This window comes from Nitrosospira sp. TNL300, from assembly GCF_055385915.1.
This window is the reverse complement of sequence record NZ_AP041005.1, coordinates 3,004,567-3,030,719: the sequence shown is the minus strand read 5'-3', so window position 1 is coordinate 3,030,719 and position 26,153 is coordinate 3,004,567. Positions and strand designations below refer to the sequence as shown.

At 54.2% G+C, this 26,153-nt stretch carries 29 protein-coding genes and 1 tRNA gene; 18 read left to right on the top strand and 12 right to left on the bottom strand.

Annotated features, from left to right (window positions below; all coding sequences use genetic code 11):
- Positions 1 to 71: 71 nt before the first annotated feature.
- From ACZ5BW_RS13910 to purM, 3 genes are read right to left on the bottom strand one after another with little or no spacing between them, the layout of a single operon-like run.
- A complete protein-coding gene (locus ACZ5BW_RS13910; RefSeq protein ID WP_464540979.1) occupies positions 72 to 836 on the bottom strand; it encodes a DUF3108 domain-containing protein in 765 nt (254 codons plus the stop codon).
- A complete protein-coding gene (purN, locus tag ACZ5BW_RS13905) occupies positions 833 to 1,471 on the bottom strand; it encodes a phosphoribosylglycinamide formyltransferase (RefSeq protein ID WP_464540977.1) in 639 nt (212 codons plus the stop codon). Before purN ends, ACZ5BW_RS13910 begins: the two co-directional genes overlap by 4 nt.
- A 49-nt stretch (positions 1,472 to 1,520) precedes the next feature.
- Positions 1,521 to 2,579, bottom strand: coding sequence for a phosphoribosylformylglycinamidine cyclo-ligase (purM, locus tag ACZ5BW_RS13900; RefSeq protein ID WP_464540975.1), 1,059 nt, complete (start codon positions 2,577 to 2,579; stop codon positions 1,521 to 1,523).
- A 213-nt stretch (positions 2,580 to 2,792) separates the two neighbouring features.
- Here purM and hda point away from each other — a divergent pair, with 213 nt between their 5' ends.
- The 12 genes from hda (at position 2,793) to ACZ5BW_RS13840 (ending at position 14,813) form a co-directional block, all read left to right on the top strand.
- Entirely contained in the window at positions 2,793 to 3,467 is a 675-nt protein-coding gene (gene hda / locus ACZ5BW_RS13895; RefSeq protein ID WP_464540973.1) for a DnaA regulatory inactivator Hda, read from the top strand.
- On the top strand, positions 3,464 to 4,126 hold the full coding sequence (locus ACZ5BW_RS13890) for a histidinol-phosphatase (RefSeq protein ID WP_464540971.1): 663 nt from the start codon (positions 3,464 to 3,466) through the stop codon (positions 4,124 to 4,126). Before hda ends, ACZ5BW_RS13890 begins: the two co-directional genes overlap by 4 nt.
- 51 nt (positions 4,127 to 4,177) lie before the next feature.
- Entirely contained in the window at positions 4,178 to 5,275 is a 1,098-nt protein-coding gene (locus tag ACZ5BW_RS13885; protein ID WP_464540969.1) for a FecCD family ABC transporter permease, read from the top strand.
- Between the two features lie 29 nt (positions 5,276 to 5,304).
- Complete coding sequence (locus ACZ5BW_RS13880) at positions 5,305 to 6,408, top strand: tellurite resistance/C4-dicarboxylate transporter family protein (protein ID WP_464540967.1); 1,104 nt, start codon at positions 5,305 to 5,307, stop codon at positions 6,406 to 6,408.
- Positions 6,409 to 6,548: 140 nt separating this feature from the next.
- Entirely contained in the window at positions 6,549 to 7,091 is a 543-nt protein-coding gene (locus tag ACZ5BW_RS13875; RefSeq protein WP_464540965.1) for a chorismate--pyruvate lyase family protein, read from the top strand.
- Positions 7,088 to 7,960 carry a 4-hydroxybenzoate octaprenyltransferase gene (gene ubiA, locus ACZ5BW_RS13870; protein WP_464540963.1) on the top strand — a complete coding sequence of 291 codons (873 nt, stop codon included), beginning with the start codon at positions 7,088 to 7,090 and terminating at the stop codon, positions 7,958 to 7,960. The genes ACZ5BW_RS13875 and ubiA overlap by 4 nt, the downstream gene beginning before the upstream one ends.
- 36 nt (positions 7,961 to 7,996) lie before the next feature.
- Positions 7,997 to 9,460 (top strand): 4-hydroxy-3-polyprenylbenzoate decarboxylase, encoded by a 1,464-nt coding sequence (gene ubiD, locus ACZ5BW_RS13865; protein ID WP_464540961.1) that lies wholly within the window; start codon positions 7,997 to 7,999, stop codon positions 9,458 to 9,460.
- Between the two features lie 30 nt (positions 9,461 to 9,490).
- Positions 9,491 to 10,294, top strand: coding sequence for a BglII/BstYI family type II restriction endonuclease (locus ACZ5BW_RS13860; RefSeq protein ID WP_464540959.1), 804 nt, complete (start codon positions 9,491 to 9,493; stop codon positions 10,292 to 10,294).
- Positions 10,275 to 10,955, top strand: a complete 681-nt coding sequence (locus ACZ5BW_RS13855; protein ID WP_464540957.1) for an MT-A70 family methyltransferase — start codon at positions 10,275 to 10,277, stop codon at positions 10,953 to 10,955. Before ACZ5BW_RS13860 ends, ACZ5BW_RS13855 begins: the two co-directional genes overlap by 20 nt.
- 212 nt (positions 10,956 to 11,167) lie before the next feature.
- Entirely contained in the window at positions 11,168 to 11,806 is a 639-nt protein-coding gene (locus ACZ5BW_RS13850; RefSeq protein ID WP_464540955.1) for a hypothetical protein, read from the top strand.
- 381 nt (positions 11,807 to 12,187) lie between these two features.
- Positions 12,188 to 13,272 (top strand): IS3 family transposase gene (locus ACZ5BW_RS13845; protein ID WP_464540953.1). Its coding sequence is split into 2 segments (ribosomal slippage): positions 12,188 to 12,440 and positions 12,440 to 13,272, totalling 1,086 coding nucleotides; the frame shifts between segments, so codons are not numbered across the junction.
- Between the two features lie 404 nt (positions 13,273 to 13,676).
- Positions 13,677 to 14,813: a PEP-CTERM sorting domain-containing protein gene (locus tag ACZ5BW_RS13840; RefSeq protein ID WP_464540951.1), complete on the top strand. Its 1,137-nt coding sequence runs from the start codon at positions 13,677 to 13,679 to the stop codon at positions 14,811 to 14,813.
- A 21-nt stretch (positions 14,814 to 14,834) separates the two neighbouring features.
- On the opposite strand, the gene ACZ5BW_RS13835 is transcribed toward ACZ5BW_RS13840, so the two are convergent.
- Positions 14,835 to 16,025, bottom strand: coding sequence for a transposase (locus tag ACZ5BW_RS13835; protein ID WP_464540949.1), 1,191 nt, complete (start codon positions 16,023 to 16,025; stop codon positions 14,835 to 14,837).
- A 168-nt stretch (positions 16,026 to 16,193) separates the two neighbouring features.
- Between ACZ5BW_RS13835 and ACZ5BW_RS13830 the strand changes: the two genes are divergently transcribed.
- Entirely contained in the window at positions 16,194 to 16,451 is a 258-nt protein-coding gene (locus ACZ5BW_RS13830) for a hypothetical protein (RefSeq protein WP_464540947.1), read from the top strand.
- Positions 16,452 to 16,805: 354 nt separating this feature from the next.
- On the opposite strand, the gene ACZ5BW_RS13825 is transcribed toward ACZ5BW_RS13830, so the two are convergent.
- Both ACZ5BW_RS13825 and ACZ5BW_RS13820 read right to left on the bottom strand, forming a co-directional pair.
- Positions 16,806 to 17,297, bottom strand: coding sequence for a hypothetical protein (locus ACZ5BW_RS13825; protein WP_464540945.1), 492 nt, complete (start codon positions 17,295 to 17,297; stop codon positions 16,806 to 16,808).
- 6 nt (positions 17,298 to 17,303) lie between these two features.
- Complete coding sequence (locus tag ACZ5BW_RS13820) at positions 17,304 to 17,561, bottom strand: type II toxin-antitoxin system Phd/YefM family antitoxin (protein WP_464540943.1); 258 nt, start codon at positions 17,559 to 17,561, stop codon at positions 17,304 to 17,306.
- A 360-nt stretch (positions 17,562 to 17,921) separates the two neighbouring features.
- Here ACZ5BW_RS13820 and ACZ5BW_RS13815 point away from each other — a divergent pair, with 360 nt between their 5' ends.
- The gene (locus ACZ5BW_RS13815; protein WP_464540941.1) at positions 17,922 to 18,809 is read left to right on the top strand and encodes an ATP-binding protein; all 888 of its coding nucleotides are present in this window, start codon (positions 17,922 to 17,924) and stop codon (positions 18,807 to 18,809) included.
- Entirely contained in the window at positions 18,754 to 19,692 is a 939-nt protein-coding gene (locus ACZ5BW_RS13810) for a hypothetical protein (RefSeq protein WP_464540939.1), read from the top strand. Before ACZ5BW_RS13815 ends, ACZ5BW_RS13810 begins: the two co-directional genes overlap by 56 nt.
- Positions 19,693 to 19,752: 60 nt before the next feature.
- On the opposite strand, the gene ACZ5BW_RS13805 is transcribed toward ACZ5BW_RS13810, so the two are convergent.
- On the bottom strand, positions 19,753 to 19,872 hold the full coding sequence (locus ACZ5BW_RS13805) for a 3'-5' exonuclease (RefSeq protein ID WP_464540937.1): 120 nt from the start codon (positions 19,870 to 19,872) through the stop codon (positions 19,753 to 19,755).
- Between the two features lie 137 nt (positions 19,873 to 20,009).
- Here ACZ5BW_RS13805 and ACZ5BW_RS13800 point away from each other — a divergent pair, with 137 nt between their 5' ends.
- Positions 20,010 to 20,402 carry a helix-turn-helix domain-containing protein gene (locus tag ACZ5BW_RS13800; protein WP_464540935.1) on the top strand — a complete coding sequence of 131 codons (393 nt, stop codon included), beginning with the start codon at positions 20,010 to 20,012 and terminating at the stop codon, positions 20,400 to 20,402.
- 182 nt (positions 20,403 to 20,584) lie between these two features.
- Here ACZ5BW_RS13800 and ACZ5BW_RS13795 read toward each other — a convergent pair.
- Positions 20,585 to 20,661, bottom strand: a tRNA-Arg gene (locus ACZ5BW_RS13795).
- Between the two features lie 138 nt (positions 20,662 to 20,799).
- Here ACZ5BW_RS13795 and ACZ5BW_RS13790 point away from each other — a divergent pair.
- Complete coding sequence (locus ACZ5BW_RS13790; protein ID WP_464540933.1) at positions 20,800 to 21,357, top strand: c-type cytochrome; 558 nt, start codon at positions 20,800 to 20,802, stop codon at positions 21,355 to 21,357.
- A 142-nt stretch (positions 21,358 to 21,499) separates the two neighbouring features.
- Positions 21,500 to 22,327: a symmetrical bis(5'-nucleosyl)-tetraphosphatase gene (locus ACZ5BW_RS13785; RefSeq protein ID WP_464540931.1), complete on the top strand. Its 828-nt coding sequence runs from the start codon at positions 21,500 to 21,502 to the stop codon at positions 22,325 to 22,327.
- Here ACZ5BW_RS13785 and ACZ5BW_RS13780 read toward each other — a convergent pair.
- From ACZ5BW_RS13780 to gcvPB, 4 genes are all read right to left on the bottom strand, one after another.
- The gene (locus tag ACZ5BW_RS13780) at positions 22,248 to 23,063 is read right to left on the bottom strand and encodes a lysophospholipid acyltransferase family protein (protein ID WP_464540929.1); all 816 of its coding nucleotides are present in this window, start codon (positions 23,061 to 23,063) and stop codon (positions 22,248 to 22,250) included. The two genes, ACZ5BW_RS13785 and ACZ5BW_RS13780, sit on opposite strands and share 80 nt — an antisense overlap.
- A 113-nt stretch (positions 23,064 to 23,176) precedes the next feature.
- Complete coding sequence (locus ACZ5BW_RS13775) at positions 23,177 to 23,635, bottom strand: outer membrane lipoprotein (protein ID WP_464540927.1); 459 nt, start codon at positions 23,633 to 23,635, stop codon at positions 23,177 to 23,179.
- Positions 23,636 to 23,649: 14 nt separating this feature from the next.
- The gene (locus tag ACZ5BW_RS13770) at positions 23,650 to 24,585 is read right to left on the bottom strand and encodes a carbohydrate kinase family protein (protein WP_464540925.1); all 936 of its coding nucleotides are present in this window, start codon (positions 24,583 to 24,585) and stop codon (positions 23,650 to 23,652) included.
- 24 nt (positions 24,586 to 24,609) lie between these two features.
- Positions 24,610 to 26,118 carry an aminomethyl-transferring glycine dehydrogenase subunit GcvPB gene (gene gcvPB, locus ACZ5BW_RS13765; protein ID WP_464540923.1) on the bottom strand — a complete coding sequence of 503 codons (1,509 nt, stop codon included), beginning with the start codon at positions 26,116 to 26,118 and terminating at the stop codon, positions 24,610 to 24,612.
- Positions 26,119 to 26,153: the final 35 nt, after the last annotated feature.

The window sequence follows — 26,153 nt, the reverse complement described above, 5'->3', positions numbered from 1 at the left end:
GCAGGTGGCACGCGCTGCCCGGCACAATCGCTTCAGCGTCCGGTGATTTTACAGGTTTGCCGCAGCTGGGCCTATTGCAGGCGGCCCTGCTTTATGCCGTTCATCGACTCTCCGTAGCTTATTTTTGTCACCATCTGATCCGTCACGATGCCGATTTTCTCGGTAGCCACGACGCGGACCGGCAGCATATGGTGATCGACGGCAAGCCAGATTTTTTTATCCCGATCCCCTTCTTTTTCCAGCTGCTTCGTTAGCACGATCGTTTCGAGCTTGCCCATTGGAGTATCGAGTGTTTCCTTGCTGACCGCATAGCAAACCGGCTCCAGGTGCTTTCCGTCGGTTTCATGCAGGTTTACCATTTTACCGGGGGCGGAAGTAAACATGAAACTGTAGAGCAGGCTCAGCTTGTCCTGGGCATCGGCAGGCAGCGCTTTTTGCTCTTCCCCGCGCTTATGCTGAAGGGTGATCAGTTTCTTGCCCCAGTCGAAAATTGCCACTTTGGGGACCTTGTTTCCGTGCTGATCCGAAAACCGCTCCGGCCGCAGCGTTCCCTGCGTCGTGATGATGCCTTCACTGTCACGCACCAGGCTGTCCGGTTGTGTCAGTGCCAACAGGCCTTTGGCCTTGCCCTCGCTGTACAGACTGTAGCGGCGCTCGCCGTTTTCCTGAGTGATTTTCAGCGTGTCATTCATGTCCGCTTCGAGGCTTCCGGATGTAACCGAATAACTGATATCGACCCGCGAGGGCACTTCTGTGTCGCAGGCATTGCAAGCGGAAAAAGCGGGAAAAGCAAAAAAAACTGCTCCCGACAACAGGGCTAGAAATAAAAATCTCATTTGGATAATCCCGGTGAATATAAAACAGAATCGTCGAAATTGGCATCGCTCACCTCAACACTGTTATCAGAGAGCTTCAGCCGGTCTTTCATGAACCAGCGCACGGCTTCAGGATAAATACGATGCTCCTGTTGCAGTACGCGCGCGGCCAGCGTTTCCTCGGTATCACTAGGTATAACCTGAACAGCCGCCTGTATAATGATCGGACCCCGATCCGTTTCGGCGGTGACAAAATGCACTGTGCATCCATGCACCTTCACACCCTCCTTCAACGCCTGCCTGTGAGGGTGCAGACCGGGAAAAGCGGGCAGCAGCGAGGGATGAATATTTATCAGCCTGCCCTCATAGCGGCTGACAAAACTATCCCCCAACAGGCGCATGAAGCCGGCCAGGGCGACGAGGTCCGGTGCGTAGGCATCGATGACCTCCGCAAGTTTCTGGTCGAACACCTCGCGACCTGCGTATGACCTTTGGTCCAGCACAATGGTTTCATAGCCGCGGCGGCGCGCGATATCGAGTCCTGGTGCCTCCGGCTTGTTGCTGATGACCGCGGCTATCCGGGCAGGGAGATTTGCTTCCATAAGAGCCTGCATATTGCTGCCGCGGCCGGAGATAAGGATTACAAGAGACTTCATGGATCAGCAGGGGGATTCGTTCCGTGTGTGCCTCAGTGCTTCACGCTGCTCACTCGATGATCGTCTGGGCTTCGTCCGCGCGCCTCCCGCGAATGGTGCCGATGCGCCACGCGATTTCCCCCGTTGATTGCAGCAACTGCATGGTGGCATCCGTATACTCCGGCGCCACGATGACGGCCATGCCAATGCCACAATTGAAAACGCGGTGCATTTCACTATCGGCCACATTGCCTTCCCGCTGCAGCCAGGCAAAAAGCGGAGGCATCTCCCAGGCTTCTTTCTTTAGTACTGCCGTAAGGCCTTCAGGCAGGATGCGCGGAATATTTTCCAGCAGACCACCGCCGGTGATATGCGCCATGCCTTTAACCGGTACATGCTTGATGAGTTCGAGCAGAGGCTTCACATAAATCCGGGTAGGCGCCATGATTACATCTATTAACGCCTTGCCATGAAAATCGGCGGACAAATCCGCATTATTTTTTTCGATGATCTTGCGGATCAGGGAATAGCCATTTGAATGGGCGCCGCTGGAAGCAAGCCCCAGCACTGCGTCGCCCGCCTCGATGGCTGTGCCCGTGATGATTCGATCCTTCTCGACTGCGCCGACAGCGAAACCTGCAAGATCATATTCACCTTCCGGATACATGCCCGGCATTTCAGCGGTTTCTCCGCCGATCAAGGCACATCCGGCCTGCTCGCACCCGGCGGCAATACCTTTCACTACCCGGGTGGCGGTATCCACGTCCAGTTTTCCACACGCAAAATAGTCCAGGAAAAACAGCGGTTCTGCTCCCTGCACCAGAATATCGTTCACGCTCATCGCAACCAGGTCGACGCCGACCGTGTCGTGTTTGCCAGATTCGAACGCAAGCTTCAGCTTGGTGCCTACCCCGTCCGTACCCGCTACCAGTACCGGGTGGTTAAATTTTCGGGAAATTTCGAAAAGCGCGCCAAAGCCGCCGATACCGGCCAGCACTTCAGGGCGCAGGGTGCGTTTTGCGTAGGGCTTGATGTTTTCCACCAGGCGTTCGCCCGCGTCGATATCGACACCGGCAGCGTGGTAAGAGAGCGGAGCGAGGTTTTCTTCGGGGGGCTTGGATGTGGTCAAGTTGAATTCTCGTCCTATTACAGATAGAGTGGCGTTTGAAGCCGCAATTTTACCGCAAATGGCGTCCAAGGAACCTAACACGGAGCCTCAACCCCGTTCCCCTGACCGTTCGAATTTGATAGCAGTTTTTCGGACGATACCGATACCCCGATCTGCGTCTGCGTCCGTATCGCCTGTTTCTTATCCTGATATCCAGTAACAGCTCCCTCGTTGATGAAGCAATTGCCGCTGGACATAATCCCTCCGCCACCAGCCTTGTCCAATTTCGTGCCGGGCCGCAATGCCGAGTTGTTGCAAACCCTGGATAACATTCTAATGGCGCGGGAGCACGAGCGTTTTGTTTATTTATGGGGTGGAACGGGTTGCGGAAAAAGTCATCTGCTGCAGGGTGTGGCCAGTGCGTGCAAGCGCAATGACATGAACACGCTTTATTTCGCGTGTGGCGAGAGAACGTCTTTTGCGAATGGCAGCGAGGCAGATTGCGTGATGGTGGACGACGTGGATCGCCTTGGCGCCGATGCCCAGATCGGACTGTTTCATCTCTATAATCGCATCCGTGATGAAGGGCAAGCGTTCCTGCTGGTAAGCGGTTCTGTTGCTCCCGGGCAGTTGAAGCTGCGCGAAGACCTGCTTACGCGCCTTGCATGGGGCCTGGTGTATGAGGTTCACGAACTGACTGATGAGGAAAAAATGGAAGCCATGAAAAACCACGCCAGCAGCCGCGGCCTTGCTTTGCCTCAGGAGGTATGTGACTACCTGCTGCGGCATGAGCGGCGCGATTTGACTTCCCTGATGGCGAAGCTTGACGAACTGGATAAATATTCACTGGCGAGTCACCGGAAAATAACTGTTCCGCTGGTACGCGAGCTATTGCAGCCGGCCTCATGAACCTCGCTCTGTTTGACCTCGATAATACCCTGCTCGCAGGCGATAGCGACTTCCAGTGGGGACAGCACCTGATCGAGCAGGGGGTGTTCGACCGCGAAGTCCATGAGGCCCGCAATATCGAATTCTACGAGCAGTACAAGGCCGGCACTCTGGATATCCAGGAGTTCCTTGATTTTCAGTTGAAGCCCCTGTCGCGTCATCTGCGCAGCCAGCTGGATGCTTGGCACAGGGATTTCATGGAAAAAAGAATTCTGCCCCTGATCACGCCGCAGGCGCGCAAGCTCGTCAATCGGCACATGCTTGGGGGCGATTTGTGCGTCATCATTACGGCAACCAACAGTTTCGTAACGGGGCCGATTGCAAGGGCGTTCGGCATAAACCATCTCATCGCTACCGAACCGGAGCAGAGGGATGGCGAATTCACGGGCAGGGTTTCCGGCCCGCCCTGTTTTCGGGAGGGCAAGATCGTACGCCTGGAAAGCTGGCTGGACCACCATAACCTGACCTGGTTATCTTTCCTGGAAAGCTGGTTTTACAGCGACTCGTTGAATGATCTGCCACTCCTTAAAAAAGTGACCCGCCCGGTGGCGGTTGATCCTGACGCAACACTCAGGGCACATGCGGAAAAAAACGGGTGGCCCATCATCAGCCTGCGATAGTAGTCAGAGGTGGGGGTATAGGGAGGGCGAGAGGGTGGCAAAGAGCAGCCCATGCTGCCCATACTGAAACGACCCGACGGAAACCAGGAATTGTTGCATTGTTCGCCCTCGCTTCATTCCGGCGGGGACATGTCTGCGCATCGAAATGACCTCAGCATGACCTCAGGGCCGACCTTCGCCAAATATTCCTACCCCCTGCTGCTGATTCTTTTCGGTCTGCTGGCTATGGGCAGCCTTTTCACCGGCTTGCTGTTCGGCAGCGTGCATATTCCGGTTTCAAGCGTCGTTCAGGCGCTGCTGTCTTCAACCGAAAGCATCTCCCATCAGATTATCTGGCAACTCCGCTTGCCACGGGTGCTGGCTGCATTTGCCTGCGGCGGTCTTCTGGCACTGGCGGGCGCGCTGTTGCAGGTTTTATTGCGCAATCCCCTCGCCGATCCGTATATCCTGGGGGTTTCCGGAGGTGCAGCCGTAGGTGCACTCCTTGCAATGCTCCTTGAGTGGGGAACTTTGCTGACGAATCTGACATCTCTGGCGGGAGCGTTGGCGGCCGTTGCCATTGTATTCGGCCTGAGTTTTCGCGCAGGCAACTGGAATCTTTACCGGCTGCTTCTGACCGGTGTAGTGTTGTCCGCTGGCTGCGGAGCGCTCACAACGCTGATTCTTACCCTTGCGCCGGCGAGCGATGTCAAGGGCATGCTGTTCTGGTTGATGGGCGATGTTTCGCGTGCCGAAGAACCGTTGCCTGCCTGGATAACTCTCATTTTCGTATCCGCCGTGAGCCTGCTTTTTTCCGGCAGCCTGAACGTTCTCACATTGGGTCAAATGAAGGCAAGAACTTTGGGCGTGGCTGTGCTACCGTTGCAAATAGGGATTTATTTTTGCGCCTCCCTTGCCACCGTTGCAGCACTGATGCTCGCGGGAGTCATCGGTTTCGTCGGCCTGATTGTGCCGCATGCCGTTCGCCTGCTGGGGGTCAGCAATTTTCGCTGGTTGCTGCCCCTGGCAGTATTATTGGGCGGGAGTTTTCTCACGCTGGCGGATACGCTGGCGCGCACGCTATGGGCGCCCCAACAGTTGCCCGTAGGCGTATTGACCGCTTTGCTGGGCGTACCACTATTATTGCTGCTGCTTTCAAGAAAACCTTGATCATTTCCGCCTCATGAACGGGCGCTATCATGAGCCGATACGGCGCTATCATCACTAACGGCGTAAAGAATTTTCATCCCGCCTACTTTGCCATGGTGATGGCGACCGGTATCGTATCGCTTGCCTTTGAAGCAATGGGTTTTTCCATCATAGCAAAAGCGCTTTTCGTACTGAATCTGGTTATCTATCTGGCCTTGTGCACCGTCCTCATCGCGCGGATGGCATTTTTCCTGCCGGATCTGAAGGCGGATTTCCTGACGCTGCGGCGTGCCTGGCTGTTTCTGACATTCGTGGTGGGAACCAATACAATTGGCATGCAACTGTTTGTCTTCGAGCATGCCACCGTGCTGGCAGCGTCGCTTTGGCTGATGGCGCTGATTGGCTGGTTCATGTGCATTTATTCTATTGTCCTCAATCTCGTCTCCGCGCGCTCGAAACCCATCCACGAAATCGTGAGCGGTGCGACGCTGCTGGTTGCAGTGGGCACGGCCTCGGTCGCCCTGCTTGCGACTCATCTGGTCGAGGCAATAGCAACACCGCCTGGTTATGTTTACTTTGCAGTGGGTGCGTTCTGGGCTCTCGGATTCATCCTGTACCTGGTGATCGTGTCGCTGGTAACCTATTGCCTGTTTTTCAGACGGTTCGAACTTGCCGACTGGGACGCTCCTTACTGGATCTGCATGGGTGCCGCCGCAATCATTACGTTGGCAGGCGCGAACTTTGTCACGCATTTGCCCCTCCTCCCCGCATGGAACGGTATACGGGAGTGTGGATTATGGATGACTCTGTTTGCATGGGTCGTCGGCACATTGTGGATTCCCTACCAGATAATCATGGATATTCGTAAATTCATCCGCGTCGGGATCGCCGACCCCGTACCACTGTGCGTTAAAGTTTTTCCCTGGTCCAGGCTGGCGTTGGGCCGGCAATATCAGGTTTATGATCCTCCGGCATGGAGCAGAGTCTTTCCGATGGGAATGTACACAGCTTGCACGCTTGCCCTGGCGAAAGCGGCAGGGGATGAATCCCTGGCGGTTATTTCGCATTATTGGGGTTGGTTCGCATTGCTGATATGGGCGCTGACATTGATAGGCACGCTACGTTCCCTTATTGGCGCATTCTCGCCCGAGTGAAAGCGGATTGCGGCCACCAAAGCTTGGTACGATCCAGTATTGTTCCAGGGGAAAGTTAAGAGACAAAGGAGGCAAAGGTGGGTGGGGATTCAGCCGGGCTGGATTATGCGGCATAATTCACCCTTTTCAGCTCTTCCGGAATGAATGCTGCCCCGCTATCGGACTGGCATCCTGCACTCTCTTCCATATCGCCCCGCGCCCGTAGCTGGTTGCAGAATCGCGGCTCGCTTACCCAGCTTATTCAGCGCCGCTGCTGTGGGGAATTCAGCGTCAAGCCCGTATTCCAGTCGTTGGCGACGGTCTGCGGCGATGAGCTGGCTGTGATGAATTTACGGCGGGATGAACTGGCCTTGGTGCGGGAGGTATATTTATATTGCGGCGAGACGCCAGTGGTATTTGCCCATTCCGTGGTGGCCAGGCAAGATTTGCGCGGCGCATGGCGCAGCCTGATCGGACTTGGCAACAAGTCGCTGGGGACAGTATTGTTTACCAACCCTATCGTCAAGCGCACACCGCTTCGCTTCAAGAAACTGACTGCGGCTCATCCGCTTTTCAGCCGCGCCTGCCGCAAGTTGCAGGTAAAGCCAGCAAGCCTGTGGGCGCGGCGCTCCCTGTTCACACTGCATGGGCAGTCCATATTGGTTACCGAAGTATTCCTTCCTTCCATCCTGGAACTCGCGTGACACTCACTCAACGTTTCGTGCATTACGAAAAGCTGATGCGGCTGGACAAGCCCATCGGCATTCTGCTGCTGTTGTGGCCCACATTGTGGGGCTTGTGGCTGGCCGCGGAAGGGGTGCCACGACTGGATATCCTGCTGATCTTCGTGCTGGGTACAGTGCTGATGCGTTCCGCCGGTTGCGTCGTCAACGACTATGCCGATCGCAATCTCGATGGGCATGTCGAGCGCACTCGGAACCGCCCGCTGGCTGTCGGAGCGGTCAGCACCAGGGAAGCACTGCTGCTGGCCGCGGGTTTGAGCCTCGTAGCGTTCCTGCTGATCCAGCCGCTGAACCGGCTTACCATCGAACTCTCGTTTGTCGCCCTCTTCCTTGCCGCGAGCTACCCCTTCACCAAGCGGTTTTTCGCCATGCCGCAGGCTTACCTCGGCATCGCCTTCAGCTTTGGCATCCCGATGGCATTTGCCGCCCAGACCGGGGAAGTGCCGTTCCTTGCCTGGTTCCTGATGGGAGCAAACCTCTTGTGGGTGATCGCCTACGATACCGAATACGCCATGGTGGACAAGCTCGACGATCTCAAGATCGGCATCAAGACTTCCGCCATCACGTTCGGACGTTTCGACGTCGCTGGTGTGATGTTGTGCCATGCAGTTTTCCTCGGGAGCATGGTTGCCATCGGCCTGATGCAGAATCTCGGCGTCATTTATTACACCGGCCTTGCGACAGCGCTAGGGCTGATCCTGTATCAATACAGCCTGATTCACGACCGCGATCGCGCGCGTTGCTTCAAGGCTTTTCTCCACAACAACTGGGTGGGCGCAACGATATTTGCCGGTATCGCACTGGATTACCTGGCAAGGATGGCTTATTGAAGCACCGGGCCAGGGCCGGGAATGGAAGGGATATAAATGAAGTACAAGGACCTGCGCGATTTTCTGGCGCAACTGGAAAAGCAGGGCGAACTGAAACGGGTAGCGGTCGAAGTCGATCCCCATCTGGAAATGACGGAAATTTGCGACCGCCTGCTGAAAGCGGAGGGCCCCGCCGTGCTGTTCGAAAAGCCCAGGGGGCATGCCATTCCTGTGCTGGGAAACCTGTTCGGCACGCCGAAGCGCGTCGCGATGGGCATGGGCCAGGATTCGGTCGAGGCGCTGCGCGAAGTGGGCAAGCTGCTCGCTTATCTGAAAGAACCCGACCCCCCCAAGGGCTTGAAAGACGCATGGGAGAAATTGCCCGTGCTGAAACAGGTGCTCAATATGGCGCCAAAGGAACTCTCAAAGGCACCCTGTCAGGAAATCGTCTGGGAAGGAAATGAGGTCGACCTCGCCAAACTGCCGATCCAGACCTGTTGGCCGGGCGATGCGGGCCCATTGATCACCTGGGGGCTGACCGTCACCAAGGGGCCGCATAAAACCCGGCAGAATCTCGGCATTTATCGCCAGCAGGTGATCGCCCCTAACAAAGTCATCATGCGCTGGCTCGCGCATCGCGGCGGCGCACTCGATTTCCGCGACTTCACTCTCGCCAATCCCGACCAGCCTTATCCCATTGCGGTGGCACTGGGGGCGGATCCGGCTACGATATTGGGAGCGGTGACGCCAGTGCCTGATACTTTAAGCGAATACCAGTTTGCCGGACTGCTGCGGGGCGCCAAAACGGAAATCGTCAAATGCCTGACGCACGATTTGCAGGTTCCCGCCAGTGCCGAAATCGTGCTGGAAGGATACATCCATTCAAATGAGACAGCGGTGGAAGGCCCCTTTGGCGACCACACCGGCTACTACAACGAGCAGGAAACCTTCCCCGTGTTTACTATCGAGCGCATCACCATGCGTCGCGATCCCATCTACCACTCCACCTACACCGGCAAACCGCCAGATGAGCCGGCCATACTTGGTGTGGCGCTCAATGAAGTATTCGTGCCCTTGCTCCAGAAGCAGTTCACCGAAATCGTCGATTTCTACCTGCCTCCAGAAGGCTGCTCCTACCGCATGGCCGTGGTAAGCATGAAGAAACAATACGCCGGCCACGCCAAGCGCGTCATGTTCGGCGTATGGAGCTTCCTGCGGCAATTCATGTACACCAAATTCATTATTGTCACAGATGATGACGTCAATATCCGTGACTGGAAGGAAGTCATCTGGGCCATCACCACGCGGGTTGACCCTGCAAGAGATACTTTGATTGTTGAAAACACGCCGATCGATTACCTCGACTTTGCCAGCCCGGTGTCTGGTTTGGGTGGGAAGATGGGCCTGGATGCTACGAATAAATGGCCGGGAGAAACCAGCCGGGAATGGGGCAAGCCGATCGTGATGGATGAGGGCGTGAAGGCAAGGGTGGATGAGATGTGGAAGGGTTTGGACTTGTGAAGCTCCCCTGCAAAGCAATAGCGCTTCCTTATGAGTGAGAATCCGATCGATGCTTTCATCCCCGAGGACATCCGGGATCTTTACGAAATTCATAACTACCGTAACGCGGCGCAGGTCTTAGCAACCGGTTGTCCCAACGAATTTCAGGAGATCATCGAGGGGTTACGCGCGTTTCGGCTGACGCTCGCGGACATCCGCAAACCAGGAGGCAATGAATCAGATATTCCAAAACGGATTTCTGGACTTCTGAGAGCAAGGGGCTGGATGGAAACACGGATCAAAGGAGACTTGCTGATTACTAAAGTATCAGGAACAATTGATAAAAAAGCGGACGACAAAGAACCAGAAGAAAGAGAAGAAAACGAGTCGGATACGCTCGAAAAGATTGAGGAACTCAAGAACAAGGGCCAGGTTGAGCGCATTGTCCGCGAAAATTTTCTTGACGGGCATAAGGTGGATTACGTTAAAAAGCGTGTCGCGTTTGATTTGGAGTGGAACAGCAAGGATCAGACCTTTGACCGGGATCTATACGCCTTCCGCGCCTTTCACGAATGCGACCTGATCGACGCCGCTATCCTCCTCACGAGAAGCGCTTCACTCAATGCCGTTTTCGAAAAGCTAGGCCCTGAGCTAAACAGCGATGGTACGCCCAAGACCAGCAAGAACGGAAAGCCGAAGCTTATTAAAACAAAATATGGAGCGAGCACAACTTGGATGGGCAAGCTGCTGTACCGCCTGAATGCTGGAAGACATGGAGGCTGTCCAGTATTGGCGCTAGGTATTACACCAAATCTCATTACGGATTGGGCAGAATATGAATCAAAAAACCCCTAACCCCGCTGCTGAGTTGCTTGAACACCTGGGTGACAAGCGTTTCAGAACAATCCTTGCTGATCCACCCTGGCAATTCCAGAACCGTACTGGAAAGATGGCACCGGAGCACAAACGGCTGAACCGCTACGGCACGATGGAACTTGATGAAATTCTGAGCCTGCCCATTCGCGTGCTCGCCGAAGACACGGCGCATCTCTATCTCTGGGTGCCAAATGCCTTGTTGCCAGAAGGGCTAAAGGTCATGGAAGCCTGGGGTTTCAAATACAAGAGCAATCTAGTCTGGCACAAGATCCGCAAGGATGGGGGACCAGACGGCCGCGGCGTCGGTTTCTACTTTCGCAATGTTACCGAACTCGTGCTATTCGGAGTGCGGGGTAAGAATGCTCGTACTTTGGCGCCCGGACGGCGCCAGGTTAATTTTCTGGCTACTCAAAAACGTGAGCATTCGCGTAAACCGGACGAGATGTATCAGATTATCGAGTCCTGTAGTCCTGGCCCTTACCTCGAATTATTCGCGCGTGGCACCCGGCCTAATTGGTTGGCGTGGGGTAACGAGGCGGACAACGCCTATTACCCAAAATGGCGAACATACGTGAACCATTCACAAGCCGAATTGATTTTCTTTGAGCAAGCCAGGCAGCGGTACTTAAACCGGAAATAACGTTCCGCTATTACCAGTAGATCAATCGAGTCTGGCCCTATCGATCTGCGCTATTTGATAATGAGCTCGATCTTGATGAGGGCTGTCTTCGACATTTTCAATATTATGGTAATGAAGCTGACTCATTTCGCTCATTCAAAGCCGGAGTTGCGTAAGCTACTGGGCACCAAAAAAAGCTGATTTTCCTAAACAAATCAATTACTGAGCTCGTAATGAAATTGTACCGAAAACAGCTTTTCTGTTTAGTAATAGCCTCCGCGCTATTCGGTCATTCAGCTTTCGCAAAAGAAACTTCATTTCGTCGGATTGATCTGGCTTATGGGATCTCGCTCGAAATCCCGTCTCACTGGACAACCTTTTCACAGGAAACTCGCAAAAATATTAGTACTGCGGGCGAAGCGATGACGAACAATGCCGGTATTGAAGGACCGAGCGGTCGAAAAGAGAACCTCCTTGCCGTGAACGCTGTGCCCAATCCCACCGGAGCAATGATCCGTGTAAGTGTTACCTCTCCGCCCGACTACACACAAGCTGATCTTGCAGCGGCAACGTTACGCGAACTCGAAGAGCTCCGTACTGAAATGAAAGACCTATTTGAGAAGCTTGAGGCATCTGGGGGCCCAAAGGTCATTGAAATGCAACCTGTTCGTATCGAGAGATTCAGCAATTATTATGGATTAGTTATGCCATACATTCGTGCGGGCATAGATGGACGTTCCACTTGGCAAGTGACGCAATACAAGATTCCCGTTTCCAACCGCCTTATTGAAATAACTCTCTCGCACAGACAGTCTGAAGCGGTTATGTGGCGGCCAATACTGGAACGAGTAAAACGTTCCGTACAATTCTAAGTAAAAATGGAAACCTATTTTCTCAGGAAATTTCAGAAAACAGATAGCGAGTAGCTGTGTATAGATGGCCGAGCCACTTTCCTAGCCAATGTCCACCTAACCATGCTGAAGAGTTAGTTGGAATTGTCTTTCGATTTATAAACAAAAGTTACATCACCCCTTGGGATTTTAAGTCGCGTTACGAACGAAACCCGGGAAGGGGTTCTATGGACGAGTGCAATGCTCGTGGCCTTTCCGTCCTGAGAACTTATGAGGATTGTCAAGCTATTCGGGCAGCTGTCCCAGCTTTTCGTAAGAAGCGACTTGTTGTAGGTGATATGGTAATCCCCCCGGAAAATAGCTGTGATCGGAAGTAGAATTTTCTACTGAAGGAGAGCAGCTATGAAGAAAGCGCGTTACACGGAAAGCCAGATATTCAAGATTCTTAAGGAAGCGGAAAGTGGAATTCCGGTACCCGAGTTGTGCCGCAAGCACGGGATGAGCGATGCCAGTTTTTATAAATGGCGCGCCAAATATGGCGGGATGGACTTATCGAACATGACCCGGTTGCGCGAGCTGGAAGAGGAGAACCGGCGGCTGAAAGCAATGTATGCTGAATCCAGGATGGATTGCGAAATCCTGCGTGAGGCGCTGGCAAAAAAGTGATGAGGCCATCTCTGCGCAAAGAGATGGCCGGGCAGGTGTTAAGGAAGGGGATTGCCATCAAGCGCACATGCTGGTTATTTTCGATCTCCGAGACCTGTTATCGCTATCGCGCCAAGCTCTCGGATGAGAATGGCAGGATTGCGGAGTGGTTGTTGCGCTTGGCCTATACGCATCGCACTTGGGGATTTGGGCTGTGTTTTCTCTGGTTGCGCAATGTCAAGGGGATGCCCTATAACCACAAACGGGTGTATCGCATCTATCGGCAATTGGAATTGAATTTGCGCATCAAGCCCAAGCGGAGGATGAAGCGAGACAAACCAGAAGCCTTGGCAGTGCCACAGCGGATCAATGAGGTTTGGTCGATGGATTTCATGCACGATGCCTTATCGGATGGTCGCAGCTTTCGCACCTTTAATGTGATCGATGACTTCAACCGCGAGGGGCTAGGCATCGAAGTGGATCTGTCGCTGCCTTCCGCGCGTATCATCCGGGCACTGGAACACATTATCGAATGGCGCGGAAAACCAAAAGCGCTTCGGCTGGATAACGGCCCCGAGCACATCAGTCACGAATTCCGCCAGTGGGCAGAAAGCCAGAGAATCGAGTTGCGGTTTATCCAGCCTGGCAAGCCTGCACAAAACGCCTATGTGGAACGGTTCAATCGCACAGTGCGGCACGAATGGCTGGACCAGACAATCTTCCAGTCAATAGCACATGCACAGCAAACCGCAACACAGTGGCTGTGGCGCTACAACGCTGAAAGACCCAATACCGCCATCGGCGGGGTAACACCTTATCAGAAGTTGGCAATGGTCGCCTGAACACTACTCCTGGGCACAGCTAAAAATGGGGGGAGTACCATCCAGGATTGTCTCGGCAGTCAGCATTTCTTCTTCTACGCTTCACAAGGCTTACTTCCAACCCGAGCCGCAAATAAGCAATTGAACTTCGTTTTTCGTAAAAAAAAGTGGAACGTATGTTTAAAGCGAGCAGACAGTTCCGCTGATCTGCTAAAAATAATATAGGTACCCGTTGTTCTTGATTTCACTTTGATGATCTCATAGCTTAACGTGTGGCGGAGTCGCGAGGAAACGGAAATGCGGTGGAAATGTACCGGGTAGTACGACGACGCGTTAAAGCCCTTCGCTATTCCTGAATGATACGCAGCCAGGCGAAGCGACGACGAGAAGGGAATGGGCGCAAATTAGGATAAGGAGATACTCCCATGGAACGTCAAACGATATTTAGTTGGAGGCATTATCTGTGGTTATTTGTTTTGACAGGTGGGGTCATGCTCGGGTGGAGTTATCCTATTGTGGCTCAAGCGGATGGGACGAGCATCGCAACAAATAACCAAAGCGAATGGCTGTCCACCAGCTCGGGATGGACTACAGACCGTCAAAACAAGGGTGTCAGAGTTCCTACTGGAGATTATGTTTTTCGTGACAAGCACTGGTTCGAACCGCCGGCAGCAGGAGAGCCTCAGCTTTACGATGTTTACAAGACATATAGGAAGCCGCCCGCAAATAGGTGGGATACAACATTTGGAACAGACGAGCGTACGACGGCCTTGCTCGTCAATGGAAGGGAAGCGACCTACGCTACAAGCAGGTGGTTTGTGAGGGACTATACGTCCGTTGCTCGGTTTGGTCCGCAAAACCCTGAGTATTATTCCCTATATCAGACAAAGTCCATTGCAAACGCCAGTTCCCAAACTGAGACGAATATCGCCGGCAGTAGAACTGACATCCGCGATCCGGTTACGATGGTTAACCCCGGAACGGGCAATTGGTCGATCAGAAACGATTTTGCGATGTTTGGCGATCTCACTGCTACGACCAATGAGAGTTATCTCCAGTACGATTTTGGCCTTTCGCTGACGCCAAACGGATCCCCTACCGATGTTCTGTCTATAAGGGTCGGTGCGAAAAGTGCTGAGATTACTGTGAACGATTCTTTCCTCAGCTCGTTCGGTGGTCACTTGGTATTTGCCGATGAAAATGGCGATATCGAGAGCCGGCTGAGCTTGCAGAGCAAACTCAACAGTTTCTATACAGCCGATGGGTGGCAACTCAATCCAAGTTCATTCGATATTAATACGTTCCTGCCAGATAACTCTACGCATGTTTCCGAGGTATTCGCTACGCAAATATTTCTACAGATTCCAGCGCAGTATTCGACTGCCACGGTGTATACCGATAGACTCGCTGTAGCACTTGCCCCCGTCCCAGAACCTTCCAATGCACTGTTAATGTTGGTAGGGCTTGGGTACCTGGCTTTCCTGAAAAGGTGTTCAAATCGGGTGACTCCTCGCTTCGTTCGAAAACCCAAAGCCTGCCTGATTTTCAGCTGTTTTGTATAGAACCAACTGAGATTTTTAGGGTTATAGACCAGTGCCCATCCGCGCCATGAGACGGTAGCGCGCCAAATCCTGGGTGGTGAAGCCGTCCCAGCCCCACTGATTCTTGAGTTCATCGAAGTTGTTCTCGGCGTCGGCCCGGTCACGATAGAGCTGTGCCAGCGTGAGGATCTCGTACTGCGTCGAGGTGACCAGGACGGCATACTCATAGCGTAGCGTCGGCACCTCGCCCACAATGAAGGCGAGTTCGCCCTGATCCTTATCCTTGCCAGTCATCAGCATCTCGCCCGTAAGCTTCCTGCGCAGCACCACCACGCGCCGCGCGCGATTCCAGCCTGCCAGCTTCAGAGTGTCCTCCAAACCTTCCCATCCTTGTCCCGCCCCCTCCCAGCTGTTGGAGCGGAAGAGCTTCCTGATAAGGCCCTTTACGTTCTTCGTCAGTCGCAGCTTGGTAAGGTAAGGCTGGCCGCGAGCTTCGGCTTCGCACAGAATCGACTCGCTGCCATAGGCCACATCACCACGCAGCAAGGCGGGGCGCTCCCCCTTCGGCAACGCATCCAGAAAGGCCCAGATCCCAGGCATGCTGTGCATGGGCGCCGTCTTGTTGCCCGCCATCACTTCCACCGCCAATGCCAGCCGCGTGTTTGCCATCAGCGCACTGTGATAACTGTGCGAAGGCCGTCCTGGTTTCTTCGGGTTGTAGCCCAGCAGCGCACCTTCCTGCTTGCCGTACAGGCACTTCACCGTCGTATCCAGATCAAGGATCCACGGCGTGGAGAGCAACGGCTGCGTCGTCTTCGCCAAGTGCCGGTCGAGCCAGGCAACACCCGAGGGCTCCTCAATCCGCCCCAGTGCGCGTCGCGCTGCATCCTCCGAAACCAGTTGCGCCACCCCCAGCAGCTCAGGGTGTATGCCGTCATTACGAATCGCCGTGATATGCGCGTAGCGGTGATGCCCCGCCAGGATCGACAGTAGAAAGGTCGCCAGTACCGCTCGCTTATCTGACGCATTGTTGCTCTGGTAGGCGAGCGGACAGTCTGCCACCCAGGCTTCGAACAACCCGCTCACCTTGAGAAACTCAATGAAGAACGGCAACTGCCCGAGCGGCGTCACGGCCGCAGCCGGATTCCACTCGACGTGGATGCGGCCACCAAAAGTGTCGAGCGCAATCGTCTCTCTCTGATGAGCCAATGCCTTGCGTTTCGCTTCACCCATACGGTGAGTCCCTCCGTGCCAGAAAATACCCCGTCAACCCGCACCCAGCAAAACTATAGCTTAACAGCACCACGGTTCAACTGCCGTTTATAGGATAACTGGTGGACGCTGTTCGTACGGCTGGCCCAGCCGCACAAGCACTTCGAAGCCATTTCCAGCCGACCGCTCTTGCTGCATGGGGTCGCCACGCAAACGCGGCACGCTGGACAGAGGCGCCTGACCATCACCAGCACTCATGCCAGGCAAGCGGTCGTGCAAGCCGTTCTGACAAGATTGGCAGACTTCCTGAGTTCACTGAAGGCCGCTGCGGAGCAGTTGACCGACGCCCAGCGGTTGCGCGAGATTCTTGCCCGCGCGTTTGCCAAATTCATGCTCGCAACCGCCGATCCGCTCGGCCTGTTGACCGTCCAATCGGACCGAATCTGAAAGCTCGACTGCTTTATTTAGGATCAACAGGCTTTCGGGGCACATGGGACCTGGACAGACATGGAGAAATCCGGCGGCAGAACGAATTCGAAACCCTGAAGGCCATGCAGCGCGACCGGGTAGAAAAGGACGCACTGATTTTTCGGCATCTGGAAGAAAGGCAGACTCTGCATCGGCAGCGGGCTCTGGCCAGACAGGACCATGCGAAACAGGTGGAAACTCTCACCAGGACATCGCCGCGTACATGAAGATAGCAGGAAAAGAGCTGCCGGACCTACGATCCCATTTCCAGACAACCCGTTTGGAGTGCAGCCGTCCGGCAGGAACACGCGAACGTAGTTTGGAGCACGAAATCTAACACTCCCGGTCTTTCTCTTTATCTGGCTTTCGCTGCTGGCGGCCTCTTTCGATCAACGCCGGATCATCACGTCCTGTAACAAGCAACAAGCGGTCACGGACATTATCTTTGATCTGCTGCACCAAGTCCCGCGTCACCGCGGCGGGCAGTAGTCCGTAAGCCGGACCACCACCCGGTACAGGACGGATGTCCGAGCCGGGCCAGATGAAGCGGTTGATTTCGGTTGTGATGATCCACGAGGGTTCGGCATCAAGGCCGAGACGCGCCTTGGTGGCGGCAGGAATCTGCATCGCACGTTCGGGATTCTTTGGGGGCGTATGAGTGATGGGAGAAATATAGACTTCCGTTTCTTTGTATTCGTTCTGCCGGGCATGAACGATCACGCAGGGACGATCCTTGAATCCGTCCTCACGGCCTGAGCGTGCCTCGTTCCACCATAAATAAGCGTGGCGGATAACCAGCCCGAGCTCGGGTTTGAGCACTGCCATGAGACGCTAGGGCTCATACTCGTGGTCGAACTCCGATGCAGCGGCAGGAAGAGGAACCGTACCGAACTCATCCACCACGTCCTGCGGGAGCTGCGAGACATGGAAGGGCTTCTGCTCGTAGCGGCGCAGGCGGGCATAGTCCTCCGCCGCGAGCAGCACCACGTCGTCGCGCCCATGATTTGTGATGATAACCGGCTCACGGTGGGCTATGGCGCGGTAACGCCCGAATTCCCGGGTAAACTCGCCTGAACTGACTTTAGTCATGGAATCCTCCTATAAACCCAAGATATTACATATTATACATTAAATACATGAATTAAAATTCGCCATGAATTTCAATAGGAAGCTCTTCCACTAGAGTATATTCGAGCTGTTTCAATGGTATAACTCGTGAGGTGGATTCAGTATGACAACTATGGAATGAAACTCGCCCGCTTTTTGAAGTGAATCCTGGAAGTTGATCACAGCCATAAAGGAAGTTTCTACGCATGATAATATTTTGTGACAGTCTGAGGATTCTGTTAATACGAAAGTAATAAGCAAATGAAAGAAGCTAAATAGTCTAGCTTACTGTTTCAACCAGATTATTATTGAAATAAGCGCTATTAACCGTACCCATAAACCATGCCTATGAACCACTCCGACCTCCGTTTTCAAGTAGACTCCCGCTTGGCTACGCTACTCAGTCAAGAGTATTCATCATCCGAAAGAGCTTTGAAAGAATTAGTCGATAACTCTTGGGATGCGGACGCAGAGCAAATTTCGGTAATATTACCGAAGCCATTGAGCAATGCCCCCATAATCATCTCTGACGATGGCTGTGGCATGACAGAAGAAGAATTGCGTCGCCACTACCTCTTCATTGCAACGGACCGTCGTGCACGTAATGGCGACCGCACTACTGGCAAGAACCATTTAATTAAGGGGCGCAAGGGTATCGGAAAGTTCGCAGGTTTAATGGCGGCATCGGTGATGATGCTGGAAACACGAGCACGAGGTCGGCTTTGTGGATTTACTTTACGCCTAGAGGACCTCGCCAAGGTCGATGCCATCGAACATTTGAACATCGCCTTTCACAGCGAACCATGTAATGCCCAATTACATGGCACCACCATCACGCTGACCCATCTGCATCAGGGAATGGCATTTCCCGATGCTAATAAACTGCGACAGGTATTACTCCAGGACTACGGCCGCCAAGACGACTTTCGCATCGTAGTAGATGGCAAGCGCCTCGATGTGGACGACGTATCGGGCAGCTTCTCGGAGGTCGAGCAGGAGCTACCCAAGGTAGGAAAAGTTAAGTTGCGATTTGCTATCAGTGACGGGAAGCTAGCTTGCGGCAGCCAGGAATCACCCTACGAGTGGATGGCAAGTCTGTTGGAAAGCCTAGCTTCTTTGGTCTTGATAAGCGAGATGACTTCCCGGCAAGCTGCTGCGCAAACTCTACGGGGAAGTGAATGCCGACGGCCTGCGCGACCATATTACGGCAGGATGGGATGCGCCCGTTGAGAACAGCGAACTTTTGAAGGAAGTAGAGGCATACGTACAACCTCTTCTTAAGCGAGCTTTCGAACAACAGTACCAGCGGGAGATGCAGCTGGCTCAGGCAAGATTAAAAAAGGCGATTCAGAATCGATTGGCTGAGTTGCCGGAACACAAAAGACAATTTGCCGACCACGCGATCAAAAAGGTGCTTGACAAATATTACGGAGAGCCAGATAGCAAGGTTGAGCCTATCGTCTTTGTATTGCTGGAAGCATTGGAGCGTTCCGACTACCGCCTATTGCTGGAGCACATTGCTGATTCGAGGCGACGTGATATCGCAGCGATCGCGGAAGGACTGAATGATTTTGGTCTCGCCGAAATGGCATATATAGTTGAACAAGCTAATGCGCGCTCGACATTTTTGGATCAGCTTGAGCGCCTAGCTTTGAATGCCAGTACTTCCGAAGCAAATATGCATAAATCATTGGAACTCAACTTATGGGTATTCGGTCCGGAATTTTCGCTTTTTAGCACCAATACAACCTTGAAGCGACAAATAGAGGAATACCTTAAAAAGAGATATGTGGGGAAAAAAGCCGATCAGCGACCAGATTTGCTACTTAATCAAAACCTAAATGGCGAATATTTACTGATCGAGTTCAAACGACCAAGCCATTCATTGGATCACGATGATTATACCCAAGCCATTGAATATAGGCATGAGCTTGGAAAACATATCAACTCAACGATCCGAGTACTCTTGATTGGGGGACGACGTTCGCCAGATTTCCCCCAAGATAACCGCGAGCCTGAAGTCAATGCTGTGGTGTTTGACCAGTTAATTGCAACTGCCCGTAAGCAGTTGCAATGGTTACTGCGTGACAAGGCGGGATTTGGCCCTACATAATGCTGAGCCCTTTCCATCCCAAAAATGGACTCGGCGAGTTGTTCCAGTTGTCTTTCTCCGCTACATGAGAAAACGGCGAGCTCTTGTTACTCCGACATAGAAGAGCCGCTTCTCAGCTTCAATATCAACGGCTCTAAAGTGTGGGAATAATCCTTTGCGCAAACCAATTAGGGCAACCACGTCGTATTCACGTCCCTTTACGGTCCCTTTACGAAGTGAATGGTTGATAGGCGTAATGCTTTTATTGGATTAAGCATTTTTGATTTAAGTAGTTACATGTATTAAACTCTCTCAGGTCAATCATGAGAGAGGTGGGTATGCGTGCGTATTCGCAGGATTTGAGGGATCGGGTGCTGCGCGCCCTGGAGCGAGCAGAGCGTCCGAGCGATATCTCCCGGCGTTTCGAAGTGAGTCGGATGTGGGTGTATGAGGTGCGACGGCGATGGGAAGAGCAGGGCTGTCGAAGCAGCCTGCCGATGGGTGGTCACCGCCGGTCGCGCATCGCCCATCTGGAAGGCACGATCCGTGGCTGGATCGAGAATGAGCCGGATTTGACGCTGGCCGAACTGTGTGAACGCCTGCAAGGCGAAGGGATCATGATCAAGTCGCCGGCGCTGTGGCACCAGTTGGACAAGTGGGGACTGAGCTTTAAAAAAAACTCTGCACGCCAGCGAGCAGCATCGCGAGGACGTGCAGCAGGCACGCCGTGACTGGCAGAACCAGCAGCCAAAGTGGGATATGGGAAGGCTGGTGTTTCTGGATGAGACGTGGATCACGACCAGTATGACCCGGTTGTGGGTCGTGCTGCAGCCGAACATTGGTATTTCTCTGCTCATCTGCTTGGCGGCCCTTCAAGGTCCTAACGGATTTTTCTATGGGTGAAACAGGAGAATGGCGCGCCCAACACGATTCGAACGTGTGACCCCCGCCTTCGGAGGGCGGTACTCTATCCAGCTGAGCTATGGGCGCGGATGGAAGGCATTTTTGAATTGGGCGCATAGGATAACGCTTTTTAACTCCTCCGTCCAACCTGAATAAAACCGCTTTTGCTTGAATACATGAACCTATACAATAAACGTTTTTAACGTTTATTACTGGGGAGTTATTGTGAGCGACGTTGAAGACGAAGGACATTCCACGCCTATCCAGACACCAGGCCAGTTGATTGTTGTCGTTCTGGCCGCTTTCATAGTTCCGGTCGTTGTTTTGTCACTGATCGGGCGGTTTGCTATCGGAGAAAGCTCCGTGGATCCAAACAGTCCTGCTTTTTCGGAAGAAGCCGTAGCGAAGCGTCTTCATCCGGTGGGCAAGCTGGTGATTGCAGGCGATTCCACCCAGCCCGAGGCGCAAACAGGGGAAGGCGCAGTCGTGGCCGCGGCCGCTCCGGCAACCGCCAGCGCCGCTCCTGTGGCGGAAGACCCGGCGGAAAAAGCCAAGAGAATTTACACCGCCAGTTGCGCTGCCTGTCACGCCACCGGCGCCGCCGGGGCTCCCAAGCTGGGAGACAACGCAGCATGGGCGCCCCGCATCAAGACAGGCACGGAGGCGCTTTATACCAGCGCATTGAAAGGCAAGAATGCCATGCCGCCCAAAGGCGGAAACGCAGGGTTGCCTGATGACGACGTCAAAGCCGTTGTTGATTATATGGTCAGCCAGTCCAAATGACCTGCTGAGAAGTTGAAGGCGGAGCAGAGTGCGGCGGGCGATAGGGAGAAGGGGGAATTCCATATCGCCCTTGTTTTTTCTTCAAGGATAACTCAGCTTCTCTCCCTACTCTTAAGCCTGTTGGCAATCGTCTTTCCATCCCATGGCCATTTACGCAGTCGGTGACTTGCAAGGTTGCTATCGCGAATTCCGGGAGCTCCTCGACCTGGTCCGTTTCGACGAGACGAAAGACAAGTTGTGGCTGGTGGGAGACCTGGTCAACCGGGGGCCAGACTCGCTCTCGGTATTGCGCTTCGTAAGAGAGTTGAACGACTCCGCAGTAATGGTGCTGGGCAATCATGATCTGCATCTGCTCATGGTTGCGGAAGGGTGCGCGGGGCTAAACCGAAGCGATACCTTGCAAGGCATCCTCGATGCGCCCGATCGGGATGAGTTGCTTGATTGGCTGCGGCAACAGAAGCTGTTGCATGTGGACGGAAACTGCGTCATGGTGCACGCTGGCCTGTTGCCCTCTTGGAGTGTCGAACAGGCGCAAGCGCTTGCTACGCTGGTAGAGAGCGCCTTACGGGGAAGCGAATTCCATGAATTTTGCCGTCAGATGTACGGGAATCAGCCGGATCATTGGAGTGAAGCCCTCAACGGATATGAACGGCTGCGTGTAATAGTCAATGCCATGACACGCATGCGGGTCTGTACTCCTCATGGAAGAATGGATTTTTCCCACAAAGGTTCGGTCAAGGACATTCCGTCCGGCTATTTGCCTTGGTTCGATGCGCCGGAGCGAGCCAGCCGGAAGGCAACCGTCATCTGTGGTCACTGGTCAGCATTGGGTCTTGAGATCAGGAGCAATCTGATGACGCTCGATACCGGGTGCTTATGGGGGGGCAGCCTTACGGCTGTTCGTCTGGAGGATCGGAAGGTTTTCCAGATGGCTTGTGGGGCAGGGGGAGCGACAAGGCGTTGGCAATAGCGTGCTCCGCGCTCCGCGCAAGTTCCCGCCGGTTTTTTCCGTGACTATCGATCGCCTCTGTAAAGATGAGTTCGGCATCGATACGTGGCTGCCTCAATATTTGCTGCACTGACTCAAGCAAGGAAATACGAAAGTATGTCGCAGCCTTGCTGATGTTGCCCGCCGTGTCGGTATAGCGGATTGCCACCGGATGCAGCATGGCTGAGACGCTCACCGCAGGTTGCAGCAACGAGGCATGGAAATGGTGGAGTATGGTGCCATCGCTGGTGCCGCCCTCAGGAAATACCGCTACCCGATCGCCGTTGTTGAGTGCCTCTGCAATGTGGTCGTTTATTCTGGCTGTGTCACTGCGCTTCGCGCGCTCGATGAACAAGGTGCCCACATTATTGCTCAGCAAACCAAACAGGGGCCAGCCGCGGATTTCAGATTTTGCGACAAACCGGGCCGGGCACACGCTCATAATCGAATACACGTCCAGCCAGGATACATGATTGGCCGCCAGCATTACACGCTGTGTTCCGGCGGCAGGCAATATTCCTTGATAGCACAACCTGACTCCCAGAAGTGAGAGAAGCCGAGCTGACCACTTTTGCGCCATGCGTCTCTGGGTCCTTTGATTGACATGCGGATAGATCACGGATTGAATCAATCCGGAAGCGATGTGAAGCAGCAGGCGAACAGAACGGATAGCTCGCGTCAGACGACTGGTTGTGGCACTGTTTGTAACGTTGGACATCCCATAATATTAGCGCATTCCGGATGCGGCAATCCAAGCAACCGGAAGCTGGGGTTCACATCTTACCTGGTGCCCGAGGTCATCTAATGGGGCGTTTAATAGTAACGGGGTGTCTAATGGGTAACGCGGGAGGCTCCGCCACCCGATAAAATCCTTACCCGTTCGCCGGGCCTGAATTCCTCGTCAGCCGCCTGCGTGATGGCAACAAGGGAACCGTTGTCGAGCCTCACTGTAATCTCAAGTCCCTTCCGGCCGGTTACACCTTCCTCCGCCGCCTGCCCAAGCAGACCTCCGCCTACTGCTCCGGCAAGAGCTCCCAAGGCGCCGAGCCAACCATGTGCAATCTGAGCACCACCGATTCCGCCGGCGACACCCCCTGCTACTGTCCCGATACCGCTGCGCGTGCCTTCCAGTCTTACTTCACGCACGCTTTCGACCACACCCGTTCGCACGCTCTGCTCCTGCCGCGCCTCGCCGCGAGCATAGTCGCCTCCCCCCTGTCCTGCAACGCAGCCGTTCAAAAGCACAGCACCTGAGCAGAGGAAGGTTATGGCTAAAATATGCTGTTTCATTGCGCCCTCTCATTCTATAGAATGCGGCTTCCGAAAACCTCAAAGTAGCGCTGGTCGATCTCACCTCGGGTGAAGCGGTGGTTCTGTCCACCACGCTGGCCAATTTTCAGTGCCCCTATGAGCGAACCGAGGCGTCCAGCGCTTTGCCAATCCATTCCCTTGGCGATTCCATACAGCAAGCCTGCCCGATATGCGTCGCCACAACCGGTGGGATCGACCACTTTATCCGGCTTAACGCACGGAATCTCGATCTGTTGACCATCCGCATAAATCGTCGATCCTTGTGCGCCCTTTGTAACAATCAATCCCTTTACAAGTTTCGCCAGCGCCTCCAGCGTGAGACCGGTTCGTTCCTGCAGCAACTGCCCCTCATAATCGTTGGCGGCGACATAGTCCGCCTTGTGGATGAAATCGACCAACTCCTCGCCATTGAACATGGGTAGTCCCTGGCCCGGGTCGAACATGAAGGGAATACCTGCTTCATGAAACTCCCGCGCATGCTGCAACATGCCGTCACGCCCGTCAGGCGCCACAATGCCGAGGCTTACGTTTTCCGCAGCAGCGATGTGATTTTCATGCGAACTGTTCATTGCTCCCGGATGAAAAGCGGTTATCTGGTTGTCGGCCAGATCCGTGGTGATGAATGCCTGGGCAGTGAAGGAGCCTTGTATGTGCCGTATATGTGTTTGTGCCAGATTCAGGCTTGAAAGGCGTTTCGCATAAGGCTGATAGTCATCCCCCACCGTTGCCATAATGAGGGGAGAACCTCCCATCATCTGTAAATTGTAGGCGATATTGCCGGCGCAGCCGCCAAATTCCCTGCGCATATCCGGCACCAGGAAAGCAACGTTCAATATATGAATTTTCTCCGGCAGGATATGGTTCCTGAAATGATCGCCGAACACCATAATGGTGTCATAGGCGATGGAGCCGCAAATGAGTGTATGCATGGGGGGCCTGAGAAGCCTGAGCCGTTAAGCTACGCTTACGCTTGGGATCGCGGTGAGGGTTTCAGTCCTGGTTACGCTTATGTTGCGCGTGGGTGCTTTCCAGGCCAGATCCGGCTCGCGCGCGGCCTTGACGTCATCCAGTCGGCGGACGGGCGTGGCATGAGGCGCGCTCTTCACCAGGTCTGGCTGCGTATGGGCTTCCTCCAGGATTTCCTTCATTGCTGTTACGAAGGCGTCCAGCGTCTCCTTCGATTCGGTTTCAGCCGGTTCAATCAGCAGGCATTCCGGCACGAGGAGCGGAAAGTAGGTCGTCGGCGCATGGTAACCCTTATCCAGCAGACGCTTGGCGAGGTTCATCGCGGTGACGCCGGTTTTTTCCTTCAGGTCTTTCAGGGTAACGATAAATTCATGGCTGGCCCTGCGGCTGGGATAGGCGATCTCGAAACCCGCTTTTCGCAGTTCGGCCATCAGGTAGTTGGCGTTAAGAGCTGCAAACTCCGCCACCCGGTGCATGCCTTCCGCCCCAAGCAGACGTACGTACACGTAGGCGCGCAACAGAACGCCTGCGTTCCCCATGTGCGCCGAAAGTCTTCCGATCGATTGCGGTATATCCTTCTCCGTTTGCCAGCGATAGGTCCCGTTTTCAAATGCCACGATAGGCACAGGCATAAACGGCAGCAGCCGCGGTGCGACACCCACCGGGGCCGAGCCCGGGCCTCCGCCACCGTGCGGGGTGGAAAACGTCTTGTGAAGATTGATGTGAATGACGTCAAAGCCCATGTCGCCTGGCTTGACCTTGCCAAGTATCGCGTTCAGGTTTGCGCCATCGTAATAGAGCAATCCACCTGCCTGATGGACAATCCTGCTCATCTCGGCGACATTCTCTTCAAATACACCGAGCGTGGAAGGATTGGTCAGCATCAGTCCAGCCGTCTTCGGGCCGACCGCTGCTTTCAGGGCAGCCATGTCCACATTGCCTTCCTTGTCGGTGGCGATCTCAACGACCTTGTAGCCGCACATGACCGCTGTGGCAGGATTAGTACCATGAGCCGCGTCCGGAACGATGATTTCGGTTCGGGTAGTGTCTCCCCGCGATTCATGATAAGCGCGTATCATCGCGATCCCGATCAGCTCGCCCTGTGCGCCCGCCATGGGTGTAAGGCTTACCCCGGCCATGCCGGTTACATCTTTCAGGATTTCCTGCAGCTCGTACATGCACGCAAGAAATCCCTGGCCGGTGCTTTCCGGCGATCTGGGATGGCGGGCCAGAAACTGGGGCAGCATCGCAAGTGAATTGCACGCCCTCGGGTTGTACTTCATCGTGCAGGAACCCAACGGATAAAAATGCGTGTCTATCGAAAAATTCTTTTGCGACAGCCGTGTGTAGTGGCGCACCGCATCCATCTCGGACACTTCCGGCAGCAGCGGCAGGGTCTTGCGCAACAGCTTCTCCGGAATATCCGTTGCTTCCGCAGCTTTCGGAGATTGGGAATAATTGCGCCGACCAGGGCGGGAATGTTCAAATATCAGCATGGGTTCAATCCGGTGTTTGCTAAGTGAATGTGTTG

Bases quoted from the DNA above. Each gene is read 5' to 3' on its own strand.
- ACZ5BW_RS13910 (WP_464540979.1), bottom strand. From the start codon at position 836: ATGAGATTTTTATTTCTAGCCCTGTTGTCGGGAGCAGTTTTTTTTGCT.
- purN (WP_464540977.1), bottom strand. From the start codon at position 1,471: ATGAAGTCTCTTGTAATCCTTATCTCCGGCCGCGGCAGCAATATGCAG.
- hda (WP_464540973.1), top strand. From the start codon at position 2,793: ATGAAGCAATTGCCGCTGGACATAATCCCTCCGCCACCAGCCTTGTCC.
- ACZ5BW_RS13890 (WP_464540971.1), top strand. From the start codon at position 3,464: ATGAACCTCGCTCTGTTTGACCTCGATAATACCCTGCTCGCAGGCGAT.
- ACZ5BW_RS13885 (WP_464540969.1), top strand. From the start codon at position 4,178: ATGCTGCCCATACTGAAACGACCCGACGGAAACCAGGAATTGTTGCAT.
- ACZ5BW_RS13880 (WP_464540967.1), top strand. From the start codon at position 5,305: ATGAGCCGATACGGCGCTATCATCACTAACGGCGTAAAGAATTTTCAT.
- ACZ5BW_RS13875 (WP_464540965.1), top strand. From the start codon at position 6,549: ATGAATGCTGCCCCGCTATCGGACTGGCATCCTGCACTCTCTTCCATA.
- ubiD (WP_464540961.1), top strand. From the start codon at position 7,997: ATGAAGTACAAGGACCTGCGCGATTTTCTGGCGCAACTGGAAAAGCAG.
- ACZ5BW_RS13860 (WP_464540959.1), top strand. From the start codon at position 9,491: ATGAGTGAGAATCCGATCGATGCTTTCATCCCCGAGGACATCCGGGAT.
- ACZ5BW_RS13855 (WP_464540957.1), top strand. From the start codon at position 10,275: ATGAATCAAAAAACCCCTAACCCCGCTGCTGAGTTGCTTGAACACCTG.
- ACZ5BW_RS13850 (WP_464540955.1), top strand. From the start codon at position 11,168: ATGAAATTGTACCGAAAACAGCTTTTCTGTTTAGTAATAGCCTCCGCG.
- ACZ5BW_RS13840 (WP_464540951.1), top strand. From the start codon at position 13,677: ATGGAACGTCAAACGATATTTAGTTGGAGGCATTATCTGTGGTTATTT.
- ACZ5BW_RS13835 (WP_464540949.1), bottom strand. From the start codon at position 16,025: ATGGGTGAAGCGAAACGCAAGGCATTGGCTCATCAGAGAGAGACGATT.
- ACZ5BW_RS13825 (WP_464540945.1), bottom strand. From the start codon at position 17,297: ATGGCAGTGCTCAAACCCGAGCTCGGGCTGGTTATCCGCCACGCTTAT.
- ACZ5BW_RS13820 (WP_464540943.1), bottom strand. From the start codon at position 17,561: ATGACTAAAGTCAGTTCAGGCGAGTTTACCCGGGAATTCGGGCGTTAC.
- ACZ5BW_RS13815 (WP_464540941.1), top strand. From the start codon at position 17,922: ATGCCTATGAACCACTCCGACCTCCGTTTTCAAGTAGACTCCCGCTTG.
- ACZ5BW_RS13800 (WP_464540935.1), top strand. From the start codon at position 20,010: ATGCGTGCGTATTCGCAGGATTTGAGGGATCGGGTGCTGCGCGCCCTG.
- ACZ5BW_RS13785 (WP_464540931.1), top strand. From the start codon at position 21,500: ATGGCCATTTACGCAGTCGGTGACTTGCAAGGTTGCTATCGCGAATTC.
- ACZ5BW_RS13780 (WP_464540929.1), bottom strand. From the start codon at position 23,063: ATGTCCAACGTTACAAACAGTGCCACAACCAGTCGTCTGACGCGAGCT.
- ACZ5BW_RS13775 (WP_464540927.1), bottom strand. From the start codon at position 23,635: ATGAAACAGCATATTTTAGCCATAACCTTCCTCTGCTCAGGTGCTGTG.
- ACZ5BW_RS13770 (WP_464540925.1), bottom strand. From the start codon at position 24,585: ATGCATACACTCATTTGCGGCTCCATCGCCTATGACACCATTATGGTG.
- gcvPB (WP_464540923.1), bottom strand. From the start codon at position 26,118: ATGCTGATATTTGAACATTCCCGCCCTGGTCGGCGCAATTATTCCCAA.